A 25,277-nucleotide genomic window follows, 5' to 3' on the forward strand; every position below is an offset into this window, starting at 1 on the left:
CTTTATCGGCACTGGATCACAATTATGTAGGGCGACATACACGACACCCCGCCGTAGCGGGGTGTCGTAGGGAACCGGCTCGGCAGGGCTTAGAACTCCTGCCAGTCGCCGTCATTGGCCAACACCGGCTCGCGCAGGGTTGCGCGTCGAACCGGGGCGGCCGGCATGCTGCGGCTGCGGGCCGGCGCCGTGACAACCGGGCGGGCCGGCGCGGCCACAGCCACCACCGGGGCCGCCTGGCCCTCCAGCTTGAACAGCGCCACCGCGTCGGTGAGGTGGCCGGCCTGTTCTTCCATGGAGCGCGCGGCGGCGGTGGCTTCTTCCACCAGCGCGGCGTTCTGCTGGGTGGTTTCGTCCATCTGCACCACGGTCTGGTTGACCTGTTCGATACCGGCCGACTGCTCCTGCGACGCTGCGGAAATCTCGGCCATGATGTCGGTCACGCGCTGCACCGAGGCGACGATCTCGCCCATGGTGGCGCCGGCCTGGTTGACCAGGGCCGAGCCTTCGGCAACCTTGCCGACCGATTCGTCGATCAGGCCCTTGATCTCCTTGGCGGCGCTGGCCGAGCGCTGCGCCAGGGTGCGCACTTCGGAGGCGACCACGGCAAAACCACGGCCCTGTTCGCCGGCACGGGCGGCTTCCACCGCCGCGTTCAGCGCCAGGATGTTGGTCTGGAAGGCGATACCGTCGATGACGGTGATGATGTCGGCGATGCGACGCGACGAGGCGTCGATCTCACGCATGGTGCTGACCACGCGGCCGACCACATCGCCGCCCTGCGAGGCCACGCCGTGCGCGCCGATGGCCAGCTGGTTGGCCTGGCGTGCGTGTTCGGCGTTCTGGCGCACGGTGGAGGTGAGTTCCTCCATCGAGGCGGCGGTTTCTTCCAGGTTGGCGGCCTGCTGCTCGGTGCGGCGCGACAGGTCGTTGTTGCCCGAAGCGATCTCACCGGCCGCGGTGCTGATGCTGCCCGAGGCCTGCTGGATACGGCCGACGATCTGGGTCAGCTGGGCGACGGTGCTGTTGGCATCGTCGCGCATGCTGGCAAAGACGCCGTGGAACTGGCCGTGCATGCGCGCGGTGAGGTCGCCGTTGGCGATCGACTGCAGCAGGTGCGAGAGCTGGGACAGGTTGCCGTCGGCCACTTCCATCATGGTGTTGAGGTGCTCGATCATCACCCGGAAATCGTGATCGAAGCGGGTCGCATCGCCACGCTGGGTGAAGTCGCCCGCAGCGGCGGCCTGGGCCAGCGACTGGATCTGGGTGTTGATCGACAGCAGGCTGGCCTTGGCCGCGTCCATCGATTCGTGCAGGATCGCGCGGCTGCCCGGCAGGCGGCGTGCGTCCGCGGACAGGTCGCCGGCGGCGTACTGGTTCAGGACTGCGATGGCGTCCTTGATCGAATCCAGGTGGTCGAAGACCACCGTGTTGGTACCCACGGCCAGTTCACCGTACACGCCGGGGAAGTCCACCGGCATCCGATGCGAAATGTCCGGGCCGGCGTGCATCGCTGCCATCTGCCGGGTTTCCTCGGAGTAGCGGCGCAGCATGTGGGTCATCTCGCCGGTGGCGGCCAGCATCTGCCCGGCTTCATCCTTGCTGGTGGCGCGGGTGGTGACGCTGAGGTCGCCGCGCGCGACGGAGGTAATGGCATGCACGGCCTGGCCCAGCGGACCGGTGATGACACGCGAGATCACCACGGCCAGCGCGGCGGCCACCAGCGACAGCAGCACCATGCACGACACGATCGCGATGACGCTGATGCGGTGGGTGTCGTTGGCGGCGGCGATCTTGCTTTCCATCAGGCCGTTGCTGAAGGCGCCCAGTTCCTTGAGGTCGTCGAACAGCTGGCGGCGTGCCGGGCGCGACTGCTCATCGGAAACCTGGCGGGCCAGTGCCCCGTCGGCGGCAGCCACGGCCGCGCGCAGGGCGGTGTTGGCGGCAAAGTAGCTGTCCACGTCGGCCGAGACCTTGCTGAACAGCGCACGCTCGCGATCGCCCGCCGGCAGTGCGGCATAGGCGGCCAGTTCATCGCGGACCAGTTTGGCGGTGGTGTCCATGCGCTTGTTGTAATCGGCCACCTTGTCGGGCTGGTCGAACATGCTCACCTGGGCCATCTCGTAGGTGCGGAACTCGCCCAGCTGCGAACGCACTTCACCCAGGTGCTGCACCGAGGGAATGTCGTTGCCGGCCATCGCGCGCAGCTCGGCGTTGGCGCCGTTGAGGCGGACCAGCGCGAAGGCGCCGAGGACGACGGTCATCAGGGTGGTGAGGGTGAACCCCACCGCCAGCTTGCGGGCAATGGGCAGATCGTGGAACCACTTCATGGTCGGAACTCCGGGCAGGGCGGGGGTGCACAGCCGTGGGGTGCTGGGCGACAGGTCATTGCGAAGGCGGGGCAGGGCGGGAGGGGCGTGACAGTGATGTCATCACTCTCCCGGGATAACGGCGCTGCATCGCCGCAACTTGAGCGTTCGATGTCACATTTTTTCGTGAATGCGTGGGGCGATGGATCCACCCGGAGGGGGTGCACAAGCAAGCAACGCCAAGGGTTTGCAAAGCGTGACAAACCCGGGGTGGGCGTACGCCCGCGCATGGCCCTGTTTCAACATCACAGTTTCAGGGCGTGCCTCGTTCACGCCTGCGGTAAGGCGATCACCGTGTTTGCATGGATCCAAGCCATGAGTGGCGACCACGCGAAACGCGGCACAGGCGTTTGAAGGCGGCGGGTGTCCCCGGCGCAGGCGTTCATTGCGCCGAAACCAGGCGCAATGAATGCACGACGTGGATCTGCGCGGCGAGGCGGCCATCCTGGCGATGCAACGAAATGCATCCACCGGATGCAGACCGGGCGTTGGCCGGCACGGAGGCGCTGCGGCGTTACGCCGCAGCAGGCATCCGCAGCGAGCGCACCAGGCCGCCGATATCCACGATCAGCGACACCCGGCCATCGCCGAGGATGGTGGCGCCGGACACGCCACTGATGCGGCGATAGTTGTTCTCGATGTTCTTCACCACCACCTGCTGCTGGCCGACCAGTTCGTCCACTTCCAGCGCGATCTTCTGGCCATCGCCTTCGACCACGACAACCAGCAGGTCGTCCTTGGTGCGGCCACCGAAACCGTAGTGTTCGCTCAACGAGAGAATCGGCAGGTACTCGCCCCGGACGCGCAGCACGCGGCCTTCGCCGGCCATGGTGCGGACGTCCTCGGGCTGCGGCTGCAGCGCCTCCAGCACGTAGGCCAGCGGCAGGATCACCGTTTCCCCGGCTACCGATACGGTCATGCCGTCGAGGATGGCCAGGGTCAGCGGCAGCCGGATCAGCACGCGGGTGCCATTGCCGGCCTTGCTTTCCAGTTGTACTTCACCGCCCAGTGCCTGGATGTTGCGGCGGACCACGTCCATGCCCACGCCGCGCCCGGACAGGTCGGTGACAGCATCGGCGGTGGAGAAGCCGGGCTGGAAGATCAGGTCCCAGACCTGCGCGTCGGTGGGGTTGTCGGGCACGCTCAGGCCACGCTCGAGCGCCTTGGACAGGATCTTGTCGCGGTTCAGGCCGCGGCCGTCGTCGCTGACTTCGATCACGATGTGGCCACCCTGGTGGGAGGCCGCCAGGGTGATGGTGCCGGTCTCATCCTTGCCGGCATCGCGGCGGATGTCGGGCATTTCCAGGCCGTGGTCGATCGAGTTGCGGACCAGGTGGACCAGCGGATCGGCGATCTTCTCGATCAGGCCCTTGTCCAGCTCGGTGCCCTCGCCGATGGTACGCAGGCGGACCTGCTTGCCCAACCGCGACGACAGGTCGCGGACCAGGCGTGGGAAGCGGCGGAACACCGCATCGACGGGCAGCATGCGCACGCCGATCACCGCCTCCTGCAGGTCGCGGGTGTTGCGCTCCAGCAGGTCCAGGCCGGCGAACAGCTGCTCGGCATGGACCGGGTCCAGTGCGTGCGAGACCTGCTTGAGCATGGCCTGGGTAATGACCAGCTCGCCGACCAGGTTGATCAGCGCATCGACCTTGTCGACGCTGACCCGGATGGAGGTTTCCGCTTCATGCGCGGCCGCGGCCGCCACCGGGGTAGCGACGGCGGCGGGAGCGGCAACAGCCGCGGCCGGGGCCGGGGTGGCCAGGCTCGGCGGTGCCGCCGGGCGGATGTCCAGTTCGCAGTCGTCCACGACCCAGGCGAAGGTGTCTTCGATCTTGCTGCGCGGCACCTTGCCCACCAGGCCCAGGTCCCACGCCAGGTGTGCTTCGAGCGGGTCGAGCTGGTCGAAGCCGGGCAGGCGTTCGATGCGGGCGGCGACCTGCAGTGAACCGAGGTGTTCCAGTTCGCGGATGATGCGCAGTGGATCGTTGCCGCTCATGAACAGCGAAGGCGAGGGCACAAAGCCGATCTGCCACGCTTCGGGGATGTCATCGACCTTGGCGGCAGCGACCGGCGCGCTGGCAGCGGCTTGGCCGGACAGCACTTCTTCCAGGCGTGCCTTGACCGCGGCGACCGCCTGCGGATCGGCCGGCTGGCCGTGTTCGGCCTCGCGCAGCAGGGCGCGCAGTACGTCCACCGACGAAAGCATGGCATCCACGGCGCTGGCTTCCAGCGCACGCTTGCCGGCACGCAGTTCGTCCAGCAGCGTTTCCAGCACGTGGGTGAGCGCGGCGATCGCATCGAAGCCGAAGGTGCCGGCACCGCCCTTGATCGAATGCGCGGCACGGAACACCGAATTGATGATCTCCGGGTCCTGCTGGCCCGATTCGAGTGCCAACAGGCCAGCCTCCATCGCATCCAGCCCCTCGCGGCTTTCTTCAAAGAACGTGGCGTGGAAACGTTGCAGATCCATGCTCATGGTGCGTGGGGTCCGGTTGCGAAGGGAAAAGGATGGAGCGGGAAAAGCCGGTGCGATCAGCCCAGGACTTTCTGGACCGTGGCGACGAGCTGTTCGGGGTTGAACGGTTTGACCAGCCAACCGGTGGCGCCGGCGGCCTTGCCTTCGGACTTCTTGTCGGCGGCCGATTCGGTGGTCAGCATCAGCATCGGCACGAAGCGGTAGTCGGCCAGCTGGCGCAGCTCGCGGATCAGAGCGATGCCGTCCATGTTGGGCATGTTGACGTCGGTCACCACTGCGTTGAAACGCTGGCCCTTGGCACGGCCGAGCGCGACGGCGCCGTCTTCGGCTTCTTCGACGGTGAAGCCGGCCGAGGTGAGGGCGAAAGAGACCATCTGGCGCATCGACGCCGAGTCGTCCACCACCAAGATACGTGCGCTCATGCAGCGTTCTCCACAGATTTCAGGTTGTCATGGGGTGCGTCCAGGCCCAGGGCCTGGGTGATGCCGAGCAGGCGCGCGGCATCACGGAAGGGGGCAGTGCAGCCGTCGAATCCGGTCGGGTGGCCTGCCTGGCGGCGGGCGGCGACGAATGCGCACAGGACCTGCATTGCTGCGGTATGGATACGGCCCACTTCGCTGGCATCCAGCGTCAGTGCGCCGGCCTGGTCCACCAAGGGGGCCAGACGGGTTTTCAGCTCGGTGCTGGTCTCGATGCCGAGATCAGTCCCCAGGGCCACAGTGCTCATCGTTGCTCCGGACAAACGGTTCCGTGATCTATAACGGCGCATTTCGGCGAACCTTTAGCGTGGGGCGCCAGGCGCATCCACACAGGGCGTGGATGCGGCCGCGTCGGCGCGATGCCCTCAGTTCAACAACTGCGTCGCATCCAGCAGGATCATCGGTTGCGCGGTGACCCGGGCGACACCCCGGAACAGGTCGTTGGAGATCTGGCAGATGCGCGCGGTGTCCGGCGGCTCGATCTGCGAATCGGTGAGGTTGGCGACATCTTCCACGGCCGATACCCGCAGGCCCATGGTTTCGCCGTTCTCTTCCAGCACCACGATGCGGGTGTTGGCGTCTTCCTGGGCCGGGCCGGCGCCGAGATGGAGGCCCAGGTCCATGACCGGTACCACCTGGCCACGCAGGTTCATGATGCCCAGCATCGCCGAGGCGGTGCCACGCAGTGGCAGCAGCGGTACCGGCAGTACCACTTCCTGCACCTTCAACAGTTCCAGTGCGTAGGCCTGGGCACCGCACCGCAGCCGCAGCCAGCGCGAGGTGCGCTCGCTGGCGCGCCGGTTCTCGCGTGGGCTCGAGGCCGGGTTGCGCGCCTGCGCCTGCAGCTCCTGCCAGCTGCCCGGGCGGCTGTGTGCCGAAGGCGCGGTGAAGACCGGCGTGGGAAGCGGGGCAGGTGTGGGCATGGCGCGGGCCACGGGAGCCGCTGGTGGGGCCGCGGCAGGCACCTGGACGGGGGGCTCGACCACTGCCGGTGCTGCCGGGACAGGGGCGTTGTCGTGCAGTACCTCGTCGGGCAGGTCGTCCCAACCGGGGCGCGCGTCGCTGGCGGCTACCACCGGGCCGAGCGCCGGGTCGTTCATCAGTTCATCGAGCAGGTCGAGGTTGCCGGGCGAGCCGGCAGCGGTGGGGGTATCGAACGTGTCCGGTTCAACCCGTGCCACCGCGTCGCCGAGCAGCTGCTCCAGGTAGTCGTCGAGCACGCCGATGGCGTTCATGCCGCGCGCTCCATCTGCAGCGCGTCGTCGGCGAGGATCCACTCCAGTGCGCGCCGGTAGGCGGCCAGGCCACGGCCGGGGTACTCCTCCGACTGCGAGGGCACGGTCAGGCTGGCGGCGTTGCAGATGCGCGTGTCCACCGGGATCGCGTCTTCCCAGACACGCAGGCCGTGCTTGTCCTGCATCTGCTTGACGGTTTCGTTACCGGCGCGGGTGCGGCGGTCGAACAGGGTCGGCAGGATCGACATCGGCAAGTCGCGGCGGCGCGAGCGCTCGACCATCTCTCCGGTGCGGACCATGCCGTCCAGCCCGTGCAGGGCCAATGGCTCGGCCTGGGTCGGGATGATCAGGCGGTCGGCAGCGGCCAACGCGTTGATCATCAACAGGCCCAGCGTGGGTGCGCAGTCGAGCAGGATGTAATCGTGCTGGCCTCGATGGCGTGCCAGTGCATTCTGCAAGGCCAGGCCAAGGCCAGGCTGGTTGGCGCTGCGGCGCTCCAGGGTGGCCAGGGCGGCCTGCGCGCAGATGTAGTCCAGGCCGGGGATGTTGCTGGGGCGGCTGAGCGTGGACAACTCGGCCGGTGGTGCGCCAAACAGTTCCAGCACGCCCGGCGGCGGCGGGTCCAGCGGCACGCCGAAGGCGCGGGTGAGCGAGGAGTGCGGATCGAGGTCGATCAGCAGCACGCGGTGGCCCAGCGAGGCCAGGCCGCGGCCGAGGGCCAGGCTGGTGGTGGTCTTGCCCACGCCGCCCTTCTGGTTGGCGATTGCCCAGATGCGCATTGGATTCACTCCTTCATTGCGGGGGAAACGGCGGCGCCAATGCGGCTGCCGGCCGGCACCGGTGGCAACTGCACCGGGGCGATGGGGGTAACGGTAGGGGTCTTGGGCCGTGCGGCCGGATCGGACTCGGCGGTCAGCTGCGGGCCGATCGGGTCCACGCCCTGGGCGGTATCGGCCAGGATGATCACCATCACCCGCCGGTTGCGGTTGCGGCCTTCGGCGCTGGCGTTGTCTTCGCGCGGGCGGAACTGGCCATAGCCGACCATCGCCAGCCGCGACGGCTGCAGGCCCTGGTCGGCGAACAGATGCACCACGCTGGCTGCGCGCCCGGCCGAGAGTTCCCAGTTGGAGGGAAACAGCGCGGTGGCAATGGGCACGTTGTCGGTATGGCCTTCCACGCGTACGCCGTTGGGCGCGTCGTGCAGTACCTGGGCCAGCTTGGACAGGGTGTCGCGCGCATGCACGTCCAGCGAAGCCGAGCCGGTGACGAACAGGATGTCGCTGTTGATCTCCACTTCGATCCACAGCTCGGTGCGGCGCACGGTGATCATGCCGCGCTCGATCAGCGGGGCGAGGGTGGCGGTGAGGCGGTCGGCAATGGTGTTGAGCTGGCGCTCGGCGCGCTGCAGCTGTTCCTGGTTGCGTACCGACACCGGCATGCGCATCTGCGAGGCCATCGCCGGCAGCAGGGTGGGGTCGTTGGAGGGGGCCGGTGCGGCCGGGCCGACACGGTTGCCGGCCTTGATCACCGACGGGCTGTCCCAGCCGCCGCCCTGCACCTGCTGGTTGCCCACCTGCACCGGGTTGATGGTGCGCGGCGCGCCACCGAAGGCGGTGGTGAGTGCGTCGGCCATGACCCGGTACTTGCCCTCGTTGAGCGAGGAAATGGCGTACATCACCACGAAGAAGGCCAGCAGCAGCGTCATCAGGTCGGCGTAGGGAATCGCCCAGGCCTCGTGGTTGGCATGCTCTTCGTGGTGCCTGCGACGGGCCATGTCAGTGCAGGAACCCGGACAGGTTGGTTTCGATGTTGCGCGGGTTCTCGCCCTGGGCGATCGAAATCAGGCCTTCGATGATCATCTCGCGGTCGCGGCTGTTGTGGTGGATCACGCTCTTGAGCTTGGCCGAGACCGGCAGGAACAGCAGGTTGGCCGAGGCGATGCCGTAGATGGTGGCGGTGAACGCGGCAGCGATGCCGTGGCCGAGCTTGCTCGGGTCGGCCAGGTTCTTCATCACCGCGATCAGCCCGAGCACCGCGCCGATGATGCCCAGGGTGGGGGCGTAGATGCCCATGCCCTCGAACACCTTGGACGCGGCCAGGTCCCGGTGCTCCTGGCTGCCCAGTTCGATTTCCATCATGTGCCGGATGGTTTCCGGCTCCACGCCGTCCACCAGCAGCTGCAGGCCCTTGCGCAGGAACGGGTCGCTCTGCGCGTCCACCTGTGCTTCCAGGCCCAGCAGGCCCTGGCGGCGCGCGATGTTGCTCCATTCGACGATCTGCTTGATCAGCGCGTGGCGGTCGCTGCTGGGCGGCAGGATCACCCAGCGCACGATCTTGAAGGCGTGCTTGAACACCGCCGGGGAGGTGTGCAGCAGGATCGAGGCGATGGTGCCGACGATGACGATCACGAATGCGGCCGGCGACCACAGCGACGCCAGGCCGGCCCCCTTGAGGATGCTGCCGCCGACCAGCGAGGCCAGGGCGAGGAAAAGTCCAATGAGGCTGAGTCTGTCCATGGGTCCGTTATCGGCTTGCGTGAAGGGGACTTGAGAGGCTGCGTCAGCGCAGGCCGTCCACGTCCAGGATCAGTGACATCCGGCCATCGCCGATCAGGGTTGCCCCGGCGTAGCCGCGCAGGCCGCGCAGGGCCTTGGGCAGCGGCTTGATCACCACTTCCTCGCGGCCCCGCACCTGGTCCACCACCAGCCCGAAGCGGGCTTCGCCGGCCTGCAGCACCACGATGGTGAGCAGCGGCGAGGGGGCCGGGTCGACCGCCAGCCAGTGGCGCAGGTCCACCAGCGGCAGGGTGTGCGACTTGCGGTCGAGCACGGCGCGGCCATCGAACCAGCCCAGCGAGGTGTTGGGGGCGTGCAGCACCTCCATCACCCGCGCCAGCGGCAACGCATAGACGTCTTCGCCGGCCTGCACCAGCAGGGTCGGCAGGATCGCCAGGGTCAGCGGCACGCGGATCATGAAGCGGCTGCCGCGGCCCAGCTCGGACTGGATCTGGATCTGGCCGCTGAGCTCGCGGATGCGCGACTGCACCACGTCCATGCCGACGCCACGGCCGGAAATGTCGGTCACTTCCTGCTTGGTCGAGAAGCCCGGCAGGAACACCAGGTGCAGGCATTCCTCACTGGTCAGGCGCGCGGCCGCTTCCGGATCGATCAGGCCCTTTTCGCGGGCCTTCTGCCGCAGGCGCTCCGGGTCGATGCCGGCGCCGTCATCCTGCACTTCGATGCTGACGTAGTCGCCTTCCTGCTGCGCCGACAGGCGCACATGGCCGCTGCGTGGCTTGCCCTGCGCTTCGCGCAGTTCCGGGGTTTCCACGCCATGGTCGATCGCGTTGCGCACCAGGTGCACCAGCGGATCGGCAAGTGCTTCGACCAGGTTGCGGTCCAGCTCGGTTTCCGCGCCGACCAGCTCCAGCTCCACTTCTTTGTTCAGGTTGCGGGCGACGTCGCGGGCCACCTTCGGGAAACGCGAGAACACCTTGCCCACCGGCTGCATGCGGGTGCGCATCACCGCCGACTGCAGGCGGGCGGTGGCGATGTCCAGGGTGGACACGGCACGGTCGAGTTCTTCGTCGTGCAGGCGCGCGCGCAGGGTCTTGAGCCGATTGCGCGACAGCACCAGTTCGCCGATCAGGTTGACGATCGCATCCAGGCGCTTGGTGTCCACGCGCACGGTATGTTCGGCTTCGGCGACCGGCTTGTTGGCCGCCGGCCGGGGCGCAACGGAGGGTGCACGCGCCACCGGCGCGGCCACGGCGGCCACGGCCGTGGTGCCCGGTGCGGCGCCGCCATGCAGCTGGTCCAGCAGCGCTTCAAATTCGTCTTCGCCGATCAGACCGTCATCGGTCTTTTGGGGGGGCGTCACGGCCGTGGGCGCGGCGCCGCCGTGCAACTGGTCCAGCAACGCTTCAAACTCGTCGTCGGTGATCAGCTCGCCGCCGGCCGGCGGGGTCGCAGCGACCGCGGCCGGGCTGGCCGGACCATTGACGTCGAACTGGGCGATCAGCGATGGCGGCGCATAGCCGGGCTCGGTGCCGGCCGACACCGAATCGAGCATCGACTGCAGGTAATCCAGGGATTGCTGGGCCGCATCGAAGTGATGCGCCTGCAACGTGGCCTTGCCCGAGCGTGCCATGCCCAGGGTTTCCTCGGCGGCGTGGCACAGCTCGACCATCGCCTGGATGCCCAGGAAGCCGGCACCGCCCTTGAGCGTGTGGAAACCGCGGAACACCGCGTTGAGCTGGTCGGCGTCCTGGGGCGACTGCTCCAGCGACACCAGCTGTTCGCCGAGGCGATCCAGGATTTCCTGGGCCTCGAGGATGAAGTCGGCCGCAATATCGTCTGGAACAGCACTCATGGTCTTACAACCCCAAATCGGAAAGCAGGTCGTCAGCGTCGACCTGTGATACCTGGTGGCGATCCAGGCCGGTCACGGCCGGGCCGGCCAGGCCGTTGTCGCGTTTGTGCGCGGCGTCTTCCTGCGGTGGCAGGCCGAGCGCGCCGAAACCCTCGTGCACGCGGCGCACGATCCCCACCACGCGGCGGATGATCTGGCCGGTGAGATCCTGGTAGCTCTGGGTGAGCGCGATCTCGGTGAGGTTGTGGCGGATCCGGTCCAGCTGCTGGTCCTGGTCGGCGGTGAGCCCGTTGGCGCGTACCTGCTCGGTCAGCGCCCGGCATTCTTCGGCCAGGTCCAGGGTGCGGTGGGTGGCCTGTTCGGTCATCGCCACCACGTGGTCCAGGCGCGCGCAGGCATCGTCCAGCTCGCCCGCTTCGCTGGGCAGGCTGGGCAGTTCGCCCAGCGCCTGGCCCAGTTCGCGGGCCAGCCGGTTGAGCCCGGCCATCATCGGCTGGGTGCGCAGGGCCGCCAGTGCGTCGATCTGCTGACGCCAGCCGGCTTCGTCACCGCTTTCCAGCGCTGCCAGCGCGTCCTGCAGGCGCTGCACCAGCGCGGATTTGTCGCTGAGGGTATCCATCAGGCGCTTGCTGCCAGTCGTTCGAAAATCTTGCCCAGTTTTTCTTCCAGGGTCTGCGCGGTGAACGGCTTGATGATGTAGCCGTTGACGCCGGACTGGGCCGCTTCGATGATCTGTTCGCGCTTGGCTTCGGCGGTGACCATCAGCACCGGCAGGGTCTTGAGCCTGGGGTCGACGCGGATCGCCTTGAGCAGGTCGATGCCGGTCATCACCGGCATGTTCCAGTCAGTCACCACGAAATCGAATGGCTGGCTCTGCAACATCGACAACGCGGCATGCCCGTCCTCGGCTTCGGCGGTGTTGGTGAAGCCCAGATCGCCCAGCAGGTTCTTGACAATACGACGCATGGTCGAGAAGTCGTCGACGATCAGGATACGCATGTTCTTGTTCAAAGCACTTTCCTCGGTATCAATGGTTCTCGAGGCCGGCATCGGCCGCCTCGAAGATCTTCAATCGGCCACGCAGGCGCAGGACGGCCTGGCCATGGATCTGGCACACGCGCGACTCGCTCACGCCGAGCACGGCGCCGATCTCTTTCAGGTTCAGTTCCTGCTCGTAGTACAGCGACAGCACCAACTGTTCGCGTTCGGGCAGCAGGCCGATCGCATGGCCCAGTTCACGGCCGAACTCACCGCGCTCCAGTACCTGCTGCGGGGTAGGCCCGCCCTGGGCGACGGTGTCCAGTTCGCCCTGGTCTTCAATCCGCGATTCCAGGCTCAGTACCTGGCCGCGTGCGGCGTCTTCCATCAGGCGCAGGTAGTCCGGCAGCGGCATGTCCATCGCCGCGGCTACTTCGGTGGCGCTGGCGGCGCGGCCGGTGCTCTGCTCGAGCCGGCGGATGGTGGAGGCGGCATCGCGGGCGCGGCGGTGCACCGAGCGTGGTACCCAGTCGCCGCGACGGATCTCGTCGATCATCGAGCCGCGGATGCGGATCGAGGCATAGGTTTCAAACGACGCGCCCTGGTCGGCGTCGTAGCTGCGCGAGGCTTCGATCAGCCCCATCATGCCGGCCTGGATCAGGTCATCGACCTCGACACTGGCCGGCAGTCGCGCGGCCAGGTGGTGGGCGATGCGCCGGACCAGGTCCGAATGCTGGGCGATGCATTCGTTGGCGGCAACGCGCTGCACTTCTTTGTATCGGGCGGCGCCTTTCATACGGTCACCCCACGTTGCTTGAGGATGCGTTCGAGGAAGAACTCCACCCCGCCACGCGGTTCGGTCGGGGCCTGCCAGCGCGCGGTGCGGCGGGCGATCTCGGTGATCGCCAGTGCGGCCGGGCTGGACGGATAGGCCTTCACCACCGGCTGCTGGCGCTGCACCGACAGGCGCAGCCAGTCGTCCTGCGGGACGCAGCCGAGGTAGTTGAGCGAGACATCGGCGAGGAACTTCTCGCAGACCCGGGTCAGCTTTTCGTACAGCACGCGGCCTTCGTTGGGGTCGCGGACCATGTTGGCCACGACCTGGATGCGGTCCACGCCACGCTCGCGCGAGAGCACCTTGATCAGCGCGTAGGCGTCGGTGATCGAGGCCGGCTCATCGCAGACCACCACCACGGTGTCCTGTGCGGCCTGGCAGAAGGTCAGCACGCCATCGGTGATGCCCGCGGCGGTATCGACCACCATGAAATCCAGCTCGCGCTCCAGTTCGGAGAACACGTTGACCAGACCGATGTGTTCGGCCGGCTGCAGTTCGGCCATGTGCCGGCGACCGGAGGCGGCCGGGACCACCAGTACGCCGCCCGGGCCTTCCAGGATCACTTCTTCCAGGGTGCAGCGCCCGGCGACGAGGTCGGCCAGGGTGACCTTGGGCTGCAGGCCCAGGATCACGTCGATGTTGGCCAGGCCGAGGTCGGCGTCCAGCAGCAGCGTGCGTTTGCCCATGTCGGCGAGCGCGACGGCCAGGTTGGCCGACACGTTCGTTTTGCCCACGCCGCCCTTGCCGCCGGTCACCGCGATGGTGCGCACAGGGCCCAGCGGCTGGCTGCGGGTGGCAGACAACGGGAAGGTCTTGGTCAACTTGGCGTACTCACGCGACGGCATGGTTCAACTCCGGGTTGCAGGGCATATCGGCCGCGCGGCGCAAATCTTCAAGGCGAAGTACAAGATTGGCGGCGCTGGCCCGGTGCAGGTCTTCAGGAACGTCCTGGCCATCGGTGACCCAGGTGATCGGCAGGCGGTGGTCGACCGCGACCGACAGGGCGGTGCCGAAGCGGCCGGTTTCGTCCAGTTTGCTCAGCACCACGCCCTGCGGGTTGGCCGCGCTGAAGCGGCGGACCACTTCGTCCATGTCGCCAAAGCTGGTGTTGGCCGGCAGCACCAGCAGGGTGCGGATCTGCTCGGCGGCGCGCAGCCACTGCAGCTGGGCGGCCAGCGCGCGGTCGCGCGGGCCCAGCCCGGCGGTGTCGATCAGCACCAGCTTGTAATCCTTCAGCCGCTCCAGCAGCTGGTTCAGGTCGCTGCCGCTGTTGGCCTCGTGCACCGCGATGCCGAGCTGGCGGCCAAAACCGTACAGCTGCTCGCGGGCGCCGATGCGGCCGGTGTCGGTGGTGACCAGGGCGACGTCACGGGCGGCATGCTTCTCGGCGAAGCGCGAGGCCAGTTTGGCGATCGTGGTGGTCTTGCCGGCACCGGTCGGGCCGACCAGGGCGATGACGCCGCCGGCCTCGAGCGGGTCGACCGGGGCGATCGGCAGTTTCTTGGACAGCAACCCCAGCATCAGCCCGCGGCCACGGTGGGCTTCGGTGTCCAGCGGGATCTGCATGGCCACGTCGCGGCTGATGCCGGCGTCGAAGCCGTACTCGTCCATCAGGTCCAGCGCGGCCGCGCGCACCGGCGAACCGCGCAGGCGCTCGTCGGTGAAGCGGTGCATCTCGCGCTCGATGACCTGGCGCATGCCGGCCACCTCGTGGCGCAGCTGGCGGATTTCTTCGTCATCGCGCGGCACCACCACCAGTTCGGCGACGGGCAGCGGCTGGGCCTGCGCCGGTTCACCGGCGGTGGCCGGTGCCGGATTGTCGACACGTGCTGCAACCGGCGCCTGCGCCTCGGCTGCCACGGCGGGCAAGGCCTGGACCGGGGCGGTCACGGTCACGCTGACCGGCAGCGGCGGCATCGCCACCGAGGCGGCCGGGATGTGCATCGGGTAGAGCGGCGCGTCGTCGTGCGGCGGATCGATGATGAAGCGCGCGCGGTTGATCGGGGCGGCAATCGCGACGGCCGGCTCGGCGGGGGCCGGTGACGCGGCAGCGGCCTGCTCGACGTTGAACGGGGCGAAGATCTGTTCCGGCAGCGCCGGCATGGCCGACGGCGGGGCCACGGCGGCGCGGGCCAGGGTGGCGGCAAAGCCGCTGCTGCCCGGCGGCGGCACGATTTCGTTGGCGGTGTCCAGGGTGCGGCCGGTGGCACCGACGGCCGCACGGGCCAAGGCAGCGACGGCCGAGGTGGTGGCTGCGACCGGTTCGGGCGCCGATGCCGGCGCCCGGCGCCGGGTGACCGCGGCGATCACCGCATCGGCAGCGCTGCGCGGACGCGGTGCCGGCGGCGGTGCCACGTCCTTGCGTGCGGCCTCCAGCGCGCGCTGCACTGCGCCTTCGTCGTAGTTCGCCGCGGCCACGATCTCGACGCCTTCCTCGATCCGCCGGTTGGACAGGATCACCGCATCAGGACCGTGTTCCTTGCGCACCAGGTTCATGGCCGAGCGCATATCGGAGGCGACGAAGCGTTTGATTTTCATGCTGTGGTACCGGGACTGGGGCGGCGGAGTAGTGGAAGGGAAGCGCTGGTTGTCGGTGGTCTGCACGGTCCGGGTTTCCCTCTATGTCCTGCTGCGGTGTTGTCGAAAAATGGGGTGTCTGTTTTCTGGCACGTTGCCGTCGGAGTTCCGGCTCAGCTGATCGTTCCGACCAGCTTGAGCCGCTTGTCCTCGGGCACCTCGCTGTAGGCCAGCACCGACAGCGAGGGGACGCTGTGGCGCACCAGCCGTGCCAGCGCGGCACGTACCGGGCCCGGCACCAGCACGACCGCCGGCTCGTTCTTCGCTTCCTGCTTGCTGACACATTCGGCCAGGCTCTGGTGCAGTCGCTCTGCGAGTCCGGGTTCCAGCGCGGCGCCGTTGCCCTGCGTGGACTCCTGCAAGACGCGTTCCAGTTGCGGGTTGAGGGTGAACACCGGCAGCTCCGCGGACATCCCGGCGATCTCCTGCACGATGAAGCGGCCCAGCGCGTTGCGTACCGCCGCGGTCAGCACGGCCGGGTCCTGGCTGGCCGGGGCGTTCTCCACCAGTGATTCGACGATTTTGCGCAGCTGGCGCACCGGGATGCGTTCGATCAGCAGGTTCTGCAGCACCCGCACCACCACCGACAGCGGCAGCGCCTTGGGCGTTAGGTCTTCGACCAGCTTGGGCGCGCTCTTGGCCAGGTTGGCCAGCAGTTGCTGCGCCTCTTCGTGGCCGAGAAGTTCCGGGGCGTGCTCGCGGATCAGGTGCGACAGGTGGGTGGCGACCACGGTGGCTGGGTCGACCACGGTGTAGCCCATCGATTCGGCATGCGCACGCTGGTGGGGCTGGATCCAGGTGGCATCCAGGCCGAAGGCGGGGTCCTTGCCGGCGATGCCTTCCAGCGCGCCCAGCGCGCTGCCCGGGTCCAGCGCAAGCTCGCGGTCGGGGTGGATCTCGGCGGTGGCCACCGGCACGCCGTGGATCAGCAGGCGGTAGGCCGTGGCCGGCAGTTCCAGGTTGTCGCGGATATGCACCGAGGGAATCAGGAAGCCGATGTCGTGGGTGAGCTTGCGGCGCACGCCCTTGATCCGCGCCATCAATTCGCCGCCCTGGTTCTTGTCCACCAGCGGGATCAAGCGGTACCCCACTTCCAGGCCCAGCGGGTCGACCGGGCGCAGTTCGTCCCAGGTCAGTTCGGCGGTGGGCGAGGGCGCCGCACCGGGCAGGCCGAGGGTGTCGCTGCGGCCGGCGGCCGGGGTTTCGGCAGTGCGTGCGGCGGCGGTGCTCTTTTTCCAGGCCTTCCAGGCGACGAAGCCGAGGATGGCCGCCAGCGTCAAGAAGGCGACGTTGGGCATGCCTGGCACCAGGCCAACCACGCCCAGGATCGCCGCGGCAATGGTCAGCGCCCGGTACTGGCCGAAGACCTGGCCCATCATCGCCTGCGCCATGTCCTGCGAGCGCGAGGCGCGGGTGACCAGCATGGCCACCGCCGAGGACACCAGCAACGCCGGCAGCTGCGCCACCAGGCCGTCACCGATGGAGAGCAGGGTGTAGGTGGCGGCGGCCTGGCCGAACGGCATGCCGTGCTGCATCACGCCCACGGCCAGGCCGCCGAGCATGTTGATGAACAGGATCAGGATGCCGGCGATGGCATCGCCGCGGATGAACTTGCTGGCGCCGTCCATCGCACCGTAGAAGTCGGCTTCCTCGCGGACTTCCTCGCGTCGGGCCTTGGCCTCTTCACGCGTCAGCAAACCGGCGTTGAGGTCGGCATCGATGGCCATCTGCTTGCCGGGCATGGCATCCAGGATGAAGCGCGCGGTCACTTCGGACACCCGGCCGGCACCTTTGGTGATCACCACGAAATTGATGATGGTGAGGATGGCGAAGACCACGATGCCGACCGCGTAGTTGCCGCCGATCACGAACTCGCCGAACGCGGCGATCACCTTGCCGGCCGCCTCGTGGCCGTTCTGGCCATTGAGCAGGATCACCCGGGTCGAGGCCACGTTCAGTGCCAGCCGCAGCATGGTGGTGATCAGCAGCACGATCGGGAAGATGGTGAAATCCAGTGGGCGCTTCACGTAGACCACCGCCAGCAGCACCATCAGCGAGATGGCGATGTTGAAGGTGAACAGCGCATCCAGCACCGGCGGCGCCAGCGGCACCACCACCATGGCCAGCAGCGCCAGCACGATCAGCGGCGCGCCGATGCCATGCCGGATCATGTCCAGCGCCTTGCGTACGTTCATGCCGGCACCGGCGGGCTGGGCGCTCATGCGCGGCCCCCCTTGCCGAATTCATCCACGTCGATGCTCGGCGCTGCCGGCATCGGGCCGCCGCGCCAGGTGCGCAGCTGGTAAACGTAGGACAGGACCTGGGCTACGGCCGAATACAGTCTCACGGGAATTTCCTTTCCAAGTTGACCTTCCCGATACAAGGCGCGTGCCAAAGGCGGCGCGGACACGATCGCGATCCTGTTGCCGTCGGCCACATCGCGGATGCGCAGGGCGGTTTCGTCCACGCCCAGGGCCACCACGGTAGGGGCGCCCATCTTGCCGCCCTCGTACTTCAAGGCCACCGCGTAGTGGGTGGGGTTGACCACCACCACGTCGGCGGTGGGTACCGCTTCCATCATCCGGCGGTTGGACATCTGTTGCTGCAGCTGGCGGATGCGGCCCTTCACTTCCGGGCTGCCCTCGCTTTCCTTCATTTCCCGGCGCAGCTCCTCACGGGTCATCTTCAGCTTGCGCATCCAGTTCCAGCGCTGGTACGGCGCGTCGATGGCGGCCAGCAGCATCATCGCCCCGCCGGTGGCCAGCATCAGCTTCAGGGTGAAGCCCAGGCCATGGACCATGGCTGCTTCCAGCGGCTGGTTGAGCAGGTCGCGCAGCGAGCGCACGCCGTGCCACACCACCAGCCCGGCGGCGGTACCGACAAAGGCGATGCGCAGCAGCGACTTGGTGAACTCGGCGATCGCCTCCGGGCCATACAGCCGCTTCATTCCGGCCAGCGGACTGAGCCGCTTGAAATCGGGCATCAGCGACTTGTTCGACCAGCGCAGCCCGCCCATCACCACCGGCGACAGGAAACTGGCCAGCAGGCACACCAGCACCAGGGGCCACATGCCCATCAGCAGTTGCAGCAGCAGATGCCCGAAGTGCCCGAACAGCGCCTGCGGATGCAGCCGCAGGCCCGGCTCCGGACTGAGCGCCAGGGTCATCCAGGCCTTGGCACTGCTGGTGATGCCGCCGGAGAACGCCATCAGCGCCAGCACCGCGGCGCCGAACACGGCCGCGGTGGCCAACTCACGCGAGCGCGGGATGTTGCCCTGCTCGCGGGCGTCGCGCAGGCGTTTTTCGGTGGGCTGTTCGGTTTTTTCGCCGGCTTGTTCGTTTTCGGACATCGTGGGCACGAAACGGGAGGATTACCCGGGTCGTGCAAGATCTGTTCCGTGACCGCGACCGGTGCTCAGGCCAAGGTTCCCGAGGGTGATTAGCCGCCCGTCGCGCCGGGCCGGGCGTGTGCCTTCCACCCTGCGGCCATCTCCACCCGCGGCCGCTTGTGGTCATGCAGCTGCATGAACCGCTCCGGGTCCACCGGCCTGCCCAGCAGATAGCCTTGCAGGTAGTCGCAGCCGAGCCGTTCCAGGTAGGCTCGCTGGCCGGCGGTTTCCACCCCTTCGGCGACGATGTCCATGTCCAGCGCATGGCCGAGGGCGACGATGGCCGAGACGATCACCACGTCTTCGGAGCTGTTTTCCAGGTCGCGGACGAACGCATGGTCGATCTTGATCTCGGTGGCCGGCAGGCGCTTGAGATAGAGCAGGCTGGAATAGCCGGTGCCGAAGTCGTCGATGGAGATGCCCACGCCGAGGCTGGCCATCGCCTGCAGCAGCTTGAGGCTGGCGTCGGTATCGCGCATGACCGTGCTTTCGGTGATTTCCAGTACCAGCCGGCGCGGCTCAAGGCGGTGTGTCTGCAGCACTTCGCGGACTTCCTGCAGCAGGTGCGGGGAGCTGAACTGGATCGGCGACAGGTTCACCGACACCGTCCAGCTGTCGTGGCCGGCGTCCTGCCACTGGCGCAGCTGGCGGCACGCCTGGTCCAGCGACCAGCGGCCGATCTCGTTGATCACCCCGCTGCGTTCGGCCAGGCGGATGAAGCGCTCCGGTGGAATCAGGCCCTGTTGCGGGTGCTTCCAGCGGATCAACGCCTCGGCACCGCTCACGCCTTGCCCGGCCACGCGGATCTTGGGCTGGTAGTGCAGGAACAGCTGGTCGGTGCCGATCGCCCGGCGCAGGTCGGCCAGCAGCTGGAACTGTTGCTCGGCGCTGTCGTTCATCCAGTCGGCGAACACCGCATGGCTGTTGCGCCCGGCCTCCTTGGCCTGGTACATCGCCGCGTCGGCGAAGGCCATCAACTGCCGCTCGCTGGCGGCGTGGTCGGGGCAGATCGCGATACCGATGCTGGCGGTGACCTGCAGGTCATGGTCGGGCAGCAGCGGCCCCCCGCCGACGGCCTGGATGATGCGGTTGGCCAGGGTGGCGATGTCTTCATCGTTGTCGATGCGCACCACCAGCACGAATTCGTCGCCACCGAGACGGGCCATCACATCGCTTGGGCGCAGCAGCTGGCGGGTGCGTTCGGCGACGGCCACCAGCAGTGCATCGCCGGTCTGGTGGCCGTAGGCATCGTTGACCTGCTTGAAGCCGTCCAGGTCCATGAACAGCACCGCGAAGCGGCTGCCGCGTTGTTCGGCCTCGGCCAGCGCCTGTTCGATGCGCTGCTGCAACAGCAGGCGATTGGGCAGGTGGGTCAACGGGTCGTGCAGCGCGGCCTGGGTGAGCTCCTGCTGGGCATCGTCGAGCGAGCTGCGCAGGTGTTCGTTACGCAGCCGCAGCAGCTGCGCCTGCATGCGCTGGTCCAGCCAGGACACGATCAGCACCACGGCCAGGATCGCGGTGGTCAACACCAGCACGATCGCCGCCAGCCACTGGGTGTGCAGGCCGGCGCCGGCCGCGGCGCCGCAGACGCTGTCGGCGGGGAAGCGGGCCGCCGCCATGCCGGTGTAGTGCATGCCCACGATGGCGCTGCCCAGCAATACCGCCGGCAGCAGCCGATGACGCAGGCGGCGCTGGCTGTGGCGCAGCCGGAAGGCCACGAACAGCGCGGTCCACGAGGCGGCCAACGCGATCAGCAGCGAGGCGGTGAACCAGATCGGGTCATAGTCGATACCCGGTTGCATGCGCATCGCCGCCATGCCCAGGTAATGCATCGATGCGATGCCGCTGCCCATCAACAGCGCGCCCAGCGCCAGCCGGGAATGCGGCAGCGTGGGCCGCGAGACCAGCCACAGTGCGAACACCGACGAGGCCATCGCCGCCAGCAGCGAGATGGCGGTCCACCCCACGTCATAACCCAGTGCAATGGGCAGCCGGAACGCCAGCATGCCGATGAAGTGCATCGACCAGATGCCCAGGCCCATCGCGCAGCCACCGCCGAACAGCCACAACGTACTCAGCCGCGCGGTGGGCGCGGTGGTGATCCGGTTGGCCATGTCCAGCGCGGTGAACGATGCGAGCATGGCCACCAGCAGCGAAACCACGACCAACCACGGTGTGTAGCTGCCGACGAGCATCAATGACTCTCCCTGGTCAGCACATCTGCGATGAAGTAGGCGATGCGGTCATCCCGCACCAGTCCCCGGTGCGATACGTGCAGCCTACCGCTGATGATGGGGGGTTCTGCAAGTGGCAAACGATGATTTTCTGCCAATGCGTGAAGCGCGCGTGATTGAAATAGCGCTACGACCGGGCCGAAACGCAGCGGCGTTCGGCTGTCGCGGCCAGCAGCCTCAACGGGTCACGCCGTCGGCAGCCTGGAAGGCCGCGTCGAACAGGCGCTGTACCGGCGGGCCCATTTCGCCGGCCAGCACGGTCAGCAGGAACAGGCCCAGCAACAGGGCGACCGGCAGGCCCAGCTGGATAGGATTCAATGCCGGTGCAGCGCGGGCCAGTACGCCGAAGGCCAGGTTGATCGCCAGCATCGCCACGGTCAGCGGCAGGGCCAGGCCGAGTGCGCCGCGGAACACCTGCAGGGCGAACGTGGGCGCAGCGCCGAGGAAGGCATCGATATCCGGCAGCTGTGCACCGATCGGCACGGCCTTGTAGCTGTCCATCAACAGCGAGATCAAGGCCAGGTGGCCATTGCTGGTGAAGAACAGCAAGCCGAACAGCAGGTAGAACCACTGGCCGATCACGCCGGAACTGCCGCCGCGCAGCGGGTCGCTCATCTGCGCGAAGGCCAGGCCGGTACCCTGGGCGACCAGTTCGCCGGCCATGGCGCCGGCTTCGAACACCAGCCGCAGCAGGAAGCCGATCGACACCCCGATCGCCAGCTCGCGGGCGATGCTCAACACCGTCGTGGCATCGAAACCGGTCCATTCCGGCACCGGCGGCAGCATCGGCGACAGCGCCACCGCCAGCGCGCCGGCCAGTACCACGCGCACCCGCGAGGGCACCGCACGGGTACCGATCAACGGCATGGCCATGATCATTGCGCCGATGCGCAGCATCGTCCACAGGATCGTGCCGATCATGCCGAAGGCCTGCAGGCCGTCGGCAGCCATCTGGGTGGCAGAGTCCATGCCGCTAGCCGATCAGGTGCGGAATGCGCTGGAACAGCAGCGTGGTGTATTCGACCAGCTGGCCGATCAGCAGGCTGCCAAGCGCGAACAGCACTGCGGTCAACGCGGCGGCCTTGGCGACGAAGGCGATGGTGGGCTCGTTGAGCTGGGTGGCGGCCTGCACCACGCCGACCACCACGCCGACGATCAGCACGGTCAGCAGCAGCGGTCCAGCGACCCACAGCACCACGATCAATCCGCCGCGCAGTTCGGTAAGGGCGAGTTCGGGCGTCATGGCATCAGACCGGATTGAAGCTGGCAGCCAAGGTGCCGACCACCAGCACCCAGCCATCCACCAGCACGAACAGCAGGATCTTGAACGGTGCCGAGACCAGCATCGGCGAGAGCATCATCATGCCCATCGACATCAGCACGCTGGCCACGACCAGGTCGATGATCACGAACGGAATGAAGATCAGGAAGCCGATCTCGAAGGCGGTCTTCAGCTCGCTGGTGACGAACGAGGCGACCAGCACCGGGAACGGGATCGCATCGGGACCGGCGTAGGTGCCGTGGCCGGCCATGCCGGCGAAGGTCATCAGGTCGGTTTCGCGGATCTGCGCCAGCATGAAGCCACGCAGCGGCTGGGTGGTGAGCGTCCAGGCGGTCTGGAAGTCGATCTCGCCATTGAGGTAGGGCGCCATGCCGGTGCCCCAGGCCTTCTGCCACACCGGCAGCATCACCATCGCGGTGAGGAACAGGGCCAGGCCCAGCAACACCTGGTTGGACGGGGTCTGGCCGGTGCCCAGCGCCTGCCGCAGCAGGCCCAGCACGATGATGATGCGGGTGAAGGCGGTCAGTACCAGCAGCATCGACGGGATCAGGGTGATCGCGGTCATCAGCAGCAGGGTCTGCAGCGGCAGGCTGACCGGCTGCCCGCCGATCTTGCCGACGTTCACGTCCGGCAGCGCCGGCGTACCCGGCAGGCCGGGGGCGGCCATGGCCAGCGCCGGCAGCGCGCACAACAACAGGATCAGCAGCAACGGCAGGTAACGGGTCCAGGAAACTTGGGGGCCACGCATGATCAGGGTTCCTTGCGCAGCCGCTGTTGCAGCAGCTGGGCGAAATTCGGCAGATTCTTGAAATCGGGCAGGCGCGCCGGGGTGGGCGCAGGCAGCGGCTCGGGCAGGCGGTGCAGGGTGTTGATGCCGCCAGCGGTAACGCCCAGCAGCAGCTGTTCACCGTTGACTTCCACCACCACCACGCGCTCCTTGGCCCCCACGTTGAGGCTGGCCACCACGCGCATGCCTTCGGCGGGACGGAAGCCGCTGCCGGGCATGCGCTTGAGCAGCCAGCCCAGGCCGACGATCAGTGCCAGCACCGCCAACAGCGCCAGCACCGCACCGAACATGCTCGGTGCGGTGGCCACGTGCTGGCCGACCGGGGTCGCCGGGGTCCCGGCGGCGATGAGCAGCGATGCGATCAACGCAGTCTCCGGATCCGTTCGCTGGGGCTGACCACGTCGGTCAGGCGCACGCCGAAGCGATCGTTGATGACCACCACTTCGCCATGCGCGATCAGGGTGCCGTTGACGAACACGTCCAGCGATTCCCCTGCGCCGCGTTCCAGTTCCACCACCGAGCCCTGGTTGAGCTGCAGCAGGTTGCGGATCGGCAGGCGGGCGCGGCCCACTTCCAGCGACAGCGTCACCGGCACGTCCAGGATCACGTCCAGGTTGAGCTCGCCCACGCCGTGGGCCTCTTCCGATTGCAGCTGGGTGAACTGTGCCGGTGCCGGGTCGTTGGATTCGATATCGTTCATTGCGGGTCTTCCTGCAGTACGGGAACGCGCGGGCGGGTGCCCGGGGGATGGGTGGCGGTGATCTTCACCGCGTTGAAGCCGTTGGCGACGCCGAACTCGCCGGTGAACACCGGCACGTTTTCCACGCACACCGGCACCTGCTTGGGCAGCTCGATCGGCAGCACGTCACCGACCTTCAGGCCGGTCAGCTCGCGCAGGCTCATGCGCTTGCTGGCGAGCACGCTGGTCAGGGTGACTTCGGCGATGTTGAGCTGCTCGCGCAGCATCACGCCCCAGCTGGCGTCGCGGTCGTTGCGATCGCTCTGGATGCCGGCATCGAGCAGTTCGCGGATCGGTTCGAGCATCGAGTAGGGCAGGGTGACGTGGATGTCGCCGCCGCCGCCGTCCAGTTCGACATGCAGCCTGCACACCACCACGTATTCGCGTGGCGTCACGATGTTGGCAAAGTGCGGGTTGATCTCGGAATTGATGTACTCCAGCTCCACGTCCATCACCGGCGCCCAGGCTTCCTGGAGGTCGGCGAAGGTCTGCTTGAGCAGCAGGTGGATCACGCGCATTTCCGTGGCGGTGAACTCGCGGCCCTCGATGCGGGTGGGGTAGCGCCCATCGCCACCGAAGAAGTTGTCGACGATGGCGAACACCAAGGTCGGTTCGAACACGATCAGCCCGGTGCCGCGCAACGGCTTGAAGCGGATCAGGTTGAGGTTGGTGGGCACGTACAGCGAGTGCATGTAATCGTTGAACTTGATTAGCTCGATGCCGCGCACCGACAGCTCGGCCGAACGCCGGATCAGGTTGAACAGGCCGATCCGCCACAGGCGCGCGAAGCGCTCGTTGACCATCTCCAGGGTCGGCATGCGCCCGCGGATGATGCGGTCCTGGCTGGCAAAGTCGTAGCTGCGGGCTTCGCCGGGGCTGGCAGCATCGTCCTCGGTTTCGACCGCACCGGAATCCACGCCATGCAGCAGTGCATCGATCTCATCCTGGGAAAGCAGGTCATTCATGGCATGCCCTTACTGGGTGACGAAGCTGGTGAACAGCAGTTCGTCGGCACTGTTCTTGCCGGTCTCGGCCTTCAGCAGCTTCTGCACTTCGGCCAGCGAGTCGGCCTGCAGGCGTTCCTTGCCGGCGCGGTCGGCGATCTGGGTCGGCTCGACCTGCGAGAACAGCATCAGCAGCTTGGCGCGGATGGCCGGGGCATGCAGCTTGATCGCTTCCATCGCGGCCGGGTCGCGGGTCATCAGCTGCACTTCGACCTGCAGGTAGCGCGGGCCGTCGAAGCTGCCGTTGAGGTTGACCACGAACGGCGGCTCCAGCCCGAAGTACTGCGCCGGGGCCGGTACGGCCTTGCTGGCGGTGGGCTTGGCCGGGGCCTTCTGGTACTGGGACTGGGCGAAGTACCACGCGCCCCCGCCGGCAAGGCCGGCGGCCAGCACCGCCACCAGGGCAGTGATCAACAACGGACTACGCGGTTTGGCGGCCTTGTCCTTGTCGGCGGATTTCTTGGTTTTGTCAGCGGCTGCGGCCACGTGGGGAAGCTCCATTGGATTGCTTCCTGGCTAC

General features: G+C 67.6%; 24 protein-coding genes. All 24 read right to left on the reverse strand.

Annotated features, from left to right (window positions below; all coding sequences use genetic code 11):
- Nucleotides 1-89: 89 nt before the first annotated feature.
- The 24 genes from AC3IR9_RS09200 to AC3IR9_RS09315 all read right to left on the reverse strand — a co-directional run bounded on the left by AC3IR9_RS09200 (nt 90) and on the right by AC3IR9_RS09315 (nt 25,243).
- On the reverse strand, nt 90-2,330 hold the full coding sequence (locus AC3IR9_RS09200) for a methyl-accepting chemotaxis protein (RefSeq protein ID WP_489295429.1): 2,241 nt from the start codon (nt 2,328-2,330) through the stop codon (nt 90-92).
- A 553-nt stretch (nt 2,331-2,883) separates the two neighbouring features.
- A complete protein-coding gene (locus AC3IR9_RS09205) occupies nt 2,884-4,848 on the reverse strand; it encodes a chemotaxis protein CheA (protein ID WP_489295430.1) in 1,965 nt (654 codons plus the stop codon).
- Nucleotides 4,849-4,904: 56 nt separating this feature from the next.
- On the reverse strand, nt 4,905-5,270 hold the full coding sequence (locus AC3IR9_RS09210) for a response regulator (protein ID WP_489295431.1): 366 nt from the start codon (nt 5,268-5,270) through the stop codon (nt 4,905-4,907).
- Nucleotides 5,267-5,575, reverse strand: coding sequence for an STAS domain-containing protein (locus AC3IR9_RS09215; RefSeq protein ID WP_489295432.1), 309 nt, complete (start codon nt 5,573-5,575; stop codon nt 5,267-5,269). The genes AC3IR9_RS09210 and AC3IR9_RS09215 overlap by 4 nt, the downstream gene beginning before the upstream one ends.
- Before the next feature lie 117 nt (nt 5,576-5,692).
- Nucleotides 5,693-6,562, reverse strand: a complete 870-nt coding sequence (locus AC3IR9_RS09220) for a chemotaxis protein CheW (protein WP_489295433.1) — start codon at nt 6,560-6,562, stop codon at nt 5,693-5,695.
- Nucleotides 6,559-7,341 (reverse strand): ParA family protein, encoded by a 783-nt coding sequence (locus tag AC3IR9_RS09225; RefSeq protein ID WP_489295434.1) that lies wholly within the window; start codon nt 7,339-7,341, stop codon nt 6,559-6,561. Before AC3IR9_RS09225 ends, AC3IR9_RS09220 begins: the two co-directional genes overlap by 4 nt.
- A gap of 5 nt (nt 7,342-7,346) precedes the next feature.
- Nucleotides 7,347-8,336, reverse strand: a complete 990-nt coding sequence (motD, locus tag AC3IR9_RS09230; RefSeq protein ID WP_489295435.1) for a flagellar motor protein MotD — start codon at nt 8,334-8,336, stop codon at nt 7,347-7,349.
- A 1-nt stretch (nt 8,337) separates the two neighbouring features.
- Nucleotides 8,338-9,078, reverse strand: a complete 741-nt coding sequence (locus AC3IR9_RS09235) for a flagellar motor protein (RefSeq protein WP_489295436.1) — start codon at nt 9,076-9,078, stop codon at nt 8,338-8,340.
- A 43-nt stretch (nt 9,079-9,121) separates the two neighbouring features.
- Nucleotides 9,122-10,933 (reverse strand): chemotaxis protein CheA, encoded by a 1,812-nt coding sequence (locus AC3IR9_RS09240; RefSeq protein WP_489295437.1) that lies wholly within the window; start codon nt 10,931-10,933, stop codon nt 9,122-9,124.
- A gap of 4 nt (nt 10,934-10,937) precedes the next feature.
- Nucleotides 10,938-11,552 (reverse strand): protein phosphatase CheZ, encoded by a 615-nt coding sequence (locus AC3IR9_RS09245; RefSeq protein WP_489295438.1) that lies wholly within the window; start codon nt 11,550-11,552, stop codon nt 10,938-10,940.
- Nucleotides 11,552-11,944, reverse strand: a complete 393-nt coding sequence (cheY, locus tag AC3IR9_RS09250; RefSeq protein ID WP_489295439.1) for a chemotaxis response regulator CheY — start codon at nt 11,942-11,944, stop codon at nt 11,552-11,554. Before cheY ends, AC3IR9_RS09245 begins: the two co-directional genes overlap by 1 nt.
- A 16-nt stretch (nt 11,945-11,960) precedes the next feature.
- On the reverse strand, nt 11,961-12,707 hold the full coding sequence (locus tag AC3IR9_RS09255; RefSeq protein WP_489295440.1) for an RNA polymerase sigma factor FliA: 747 nt from the start codon (nt 12,705-12,707) through the stop codon (nt 11,961-11,963).
- A complete protein-coding gene (locus AC3IR9_RS09260) occupies nt 12,704-13,591 on the reverse strand; it encodes a MinD/ParA family ATP-binding protein (protein WP_489295441.1) in 888 nt (295 codons plus the stop codon). The genes AC3IR9_RS09255 and AC3IR9_RS09260 overlap by 4 nt, the downstream gene beginning before the upstream one ends.
- Complete coding sequence (flhF, locus tag AC3IR9_RS09265) at nt 13,578-15,284, reverse strand: flagellar biosynthesis GTPase FlhF (RefSeq protein ID WP_489295442.1); 1,707 nt, start codon at nt 15,282-15,284, stop codon at nt 13,578-13,580. Before flhF ends, AC3IR9_RS09260 begins: the two co-directional genes overlap by 14 nt.
- A gap of 152 nt (nt 15,285-15,436) precedes the next feature.
- On the reverse strand, nt 15,437-17,545 hold the full coding sequence (flhA, locus tag AC3IR9_RS09270) for a flagellar biosynthesis protein FlhA (protein WP_489295443.1): 2,109 nt from the start codon (nt 17,543-17,545) through the stop codon (nt 15,437-15,439).
- On the reverse strand, nt 17,542-18,672 hold the full coding sequence (gene flhB / locus AC3IR9_RS09275) for a flagellar biosynthesis protein FlhB (protein ID WP_489295444.1): 1,131 nt from the start codon (nt 18,670-18,672) through the stop codon (nt 17,542-17,544). Before flhB ends, flhA begins: the two co-directional genes overlap by 4 nt.
- Nucleotides 18,673-18,761: 89 nt before the next feature.
- Nucleotides 18,762-20,906, reverse strand: coding sequence for a putative bifunctional diguanylate cyclase/phosphodiesterase (locus tag AC3IR9_RS09280; RefSeq protein ID WP_489295445.1), 2,145 nt, complete (start codon nt 20,904-20,906; stop codon nt 18,762-18,764).
- A gap of 216 nt (nt 20,907-21,122) precedes the next feature.
- Nucleotides 21,123-21,914 carry a flagellar biosynthetic protein FliR gene (gene fliR / locus AC3IR9_RS09285; protein WP_489295446.1) on the reverse strand — a complete coding sequence of 264 codons (792 nt, stop codon included), beginning with the start codon at nt 21,912-21,914 and terminating at the stop codon, nt 21,123-21,125.
- 4 nt (nt 21,915-21,918) lie between these two features.
- On the reverse strand, nt 21,919-22,188 hold the full coding sequence (locus tag AC3IR9_RS09290) for a flagellar biosynthetic protein FliQ (protein ID WP_038688486.1): 270 nt from the start codon (nt 22,186-22,188) through the stop codon (nt 21,919-21,921).
- Nucleotides 22,189-22,192: 4 nt separating this feature from the next.
- Entirely contained in the window at nt 22,193-22,975 is a 783-nt protein-coding gene (gene fliP, locus AC3IR9_RS09295; RefSeq protein ID WP_489295447.1) for a flagellar type III secretion system pore protein FliP, read from the reverse strand.
- Nucleotides 22,976-22,977: 2 nt separating this feature from the next.
- Nucleotides 22,978-23,379 (reverse strand): flagellar biosynthetic protein FliO, encoded by a 402-nt coding sequence (gene fliO / locus AC3IR9_RS09300; protein WP_489295448.1) that lies wholly within the window; start codon nt 23,377-23,379, stop codon nt 22,978-22,980.
- On the reverse strand, nt 23,376-23,714 hold the full coding sequence (gene fliN, locus AC3IR9_RS09305; protein WP_489295449.1) for a flagellar motor switch protein FliN: 339 nt from the start codon (nt 23,712-23,714) through the stop codon (nt 23,376-23,378). Before fliN ends, fliO begins: the two co-directional genes overlap by 4 nt.
- Nucleotides 23,711-24,718, reverse strand: a complete 1,008-nt coding sequence (gene fliM / locus AC3IR9_RS09310) for a flagellar motor switch protein FliM (protein WP_489295450.1) — start codon at nt 24,716-24,718, stop codon at nt 23,711-23,713. The genes fliN and fliM overlap by 4 nt, the downstream gene beginning before the upstream one ends.
- 9 nt (nt 24,719-24,727) lie before the next feature.
- Nucleotides 24,728-25,243: a flagellar basal body-associated FliL family protein gene (locus AC3IR9_RS09315; protein ID WP_489295451.1), complete on the reverse strand. Its 516-nt coding sequence runs from the start codon at nt 25,241-25,243 to the stop codon at nt 24,728-24,730.
- Between the last annotated feature and the right edge of the window lie 34 nt (nt 25,244-25,277).

This window comes from Stenotrophomonas sp. GL_101 (assembly GCF_057835675.1).

Bases quoted from the DNA above. Each gene is read 5' to 3' on its own strand.
- AC3IR9_RS09200 (WP_489295429.1), bottom strand. From the start codon at position 2,330: ATGAAGTGGTTCCACGATCTGCCCATTGCCCGCAAGCTGGCGGTGGGG.
- AC3IR9_RS09205 (WP_489295430.1), bottom strand. From the start codon at position 4,848: ATGAGCATGGATCTGCAACGTTTCCACGCCACGTTCTTTGAAGAAAGC.
- AC3IR9_RS09210 (WP_489295431.1), bottom strand. From the start codon at position 5,270: ATGAGCGCACGTATCTTGGTGGTGGACGACTCGGCGTCGATGCGCCAG.
- AC3IR9_RS09215 (WP_489295432.1), bottom strand. From the start codon at position 5,575: ATGAGCACTGTGGCCCTGGGGACTGATCTCGGCATCGAGACCAGCACC.
- AC3IR9_RS09220 (WP_489295433.1), bottom strand. From the start codon at position 6,562: ATGAACGCCATCGGCGTGCTCGACGACTACCTGGAGCAGCTGCTCGGC.
- AC3IR9_RS09225 (WP_489295434.1), bottom strand. From the start codon at position 7,341: ATGCGCATCTGGGCAATCGCCAACCAGAAGGGCGGCGTGGGCAAGACC.
- motD (WP_489295435.1), bottom strand. From the start codon at position 8,336: ATGGCCCGTCGCAGGCACCACGAAGAGCATGCCAACCACGAGGCCTGG.
- AC3IR9_RS09235 (WP_489295436.1), bottom strand. From the start codon at position 9,078: ATGGACAGACTCAGCCTCATTGGACTTTTCCTCGCCCTGGCCTCGCTG.
- AC3IR9_RS09240 (WP_489295437.1), bottom strand. From the start codon at position 10,933: ATGAGTGCTGTTCCAGACGATATTGCGGCCGACTTCATCCTCGAGGCC.
- AC3IR9_RS09245 (WP_489295438.1), bottom strand. From the start codon at position 11,552: ATGGATACCCTCAGCGACAAATCCGCGCTGGTGCAGCGCCTGCAGGAC.
- AC3IR9_RS09255 (WP_489295440.1), bottom strand. From the start codon at position 12,707: ATGAAAGGCGCCGCCCGATACAAAGAAGTGCAGCGCGTTGCCGCCAAC.
- AC3IR9_RS09260 (WP_489295441.1), bottom strand. From the start codon at position 13,591: ATGCCGTCGCGTGAGTACGCCAAGTTGACCAAGACCTTCCCGTTGTCT.
- flhF (WP_489295442.1), bottom strand. From the start codon at position 15,284: ATGAAAATCAAACGCTTCGTCGCCTCCGATATGCGCTCGGCCATGAAC.
- flhA (WP_489295443.1), bottom strand. From the start codon at position 17,545: ATGAGCGCCCAGCCCGCCGGTGCCGGCATGAACGTACGCAAGGCGCTG.
- flhB (WP_489295444.1), bottom strand. From the start codon at position 18,672: ATGTCCGAAAACGAACAAGCCGGCGAAAAAACCGAACAGCCCACCGAA.
- AC3IR9_RS09280 (WP_489295445.1), bottom strand. From the start codon at position 20,906: ATGCTCGTCGGCAGCTACACACCGTGGTTGGTCGTGGTTTCGCTGCTG.
- fliR (WP_489295446.1), bottom strand. From the start codon at position 21,914: ATGGACTCTGCCACCCAGATGGCTGCCGACGGCCTGCAGGCCTTCGGC.
- AC3IR9_RS09290 (WP_038688486.1), bottom strand. From the start codon at position 22,188: ATGACGCCCGAACTCGCCCTTACCGAACTGCGCGGCGGATTGATCGTG.
- fliP (WP_489295447.1), bottom strand. From the start codon at position 22,975: ATGCGTGGCCCCCAAGTTTCCTGGACCCGTTACCTGCCGTTGCTGCTG.
- fliN (WP_489295449.1), bottom strand. From the start codon at position 23,714: ATGAACGATATCGAATCCAACGACCCGGCACCGGCACAGTTCACCCAG.
- fliM (WP_489295450.1), bottom strand. From the start codon at position 24,718: ATGAATGACCTGCTTTCCCAGGATGAGATCGATGCACTGCTGCATGGC.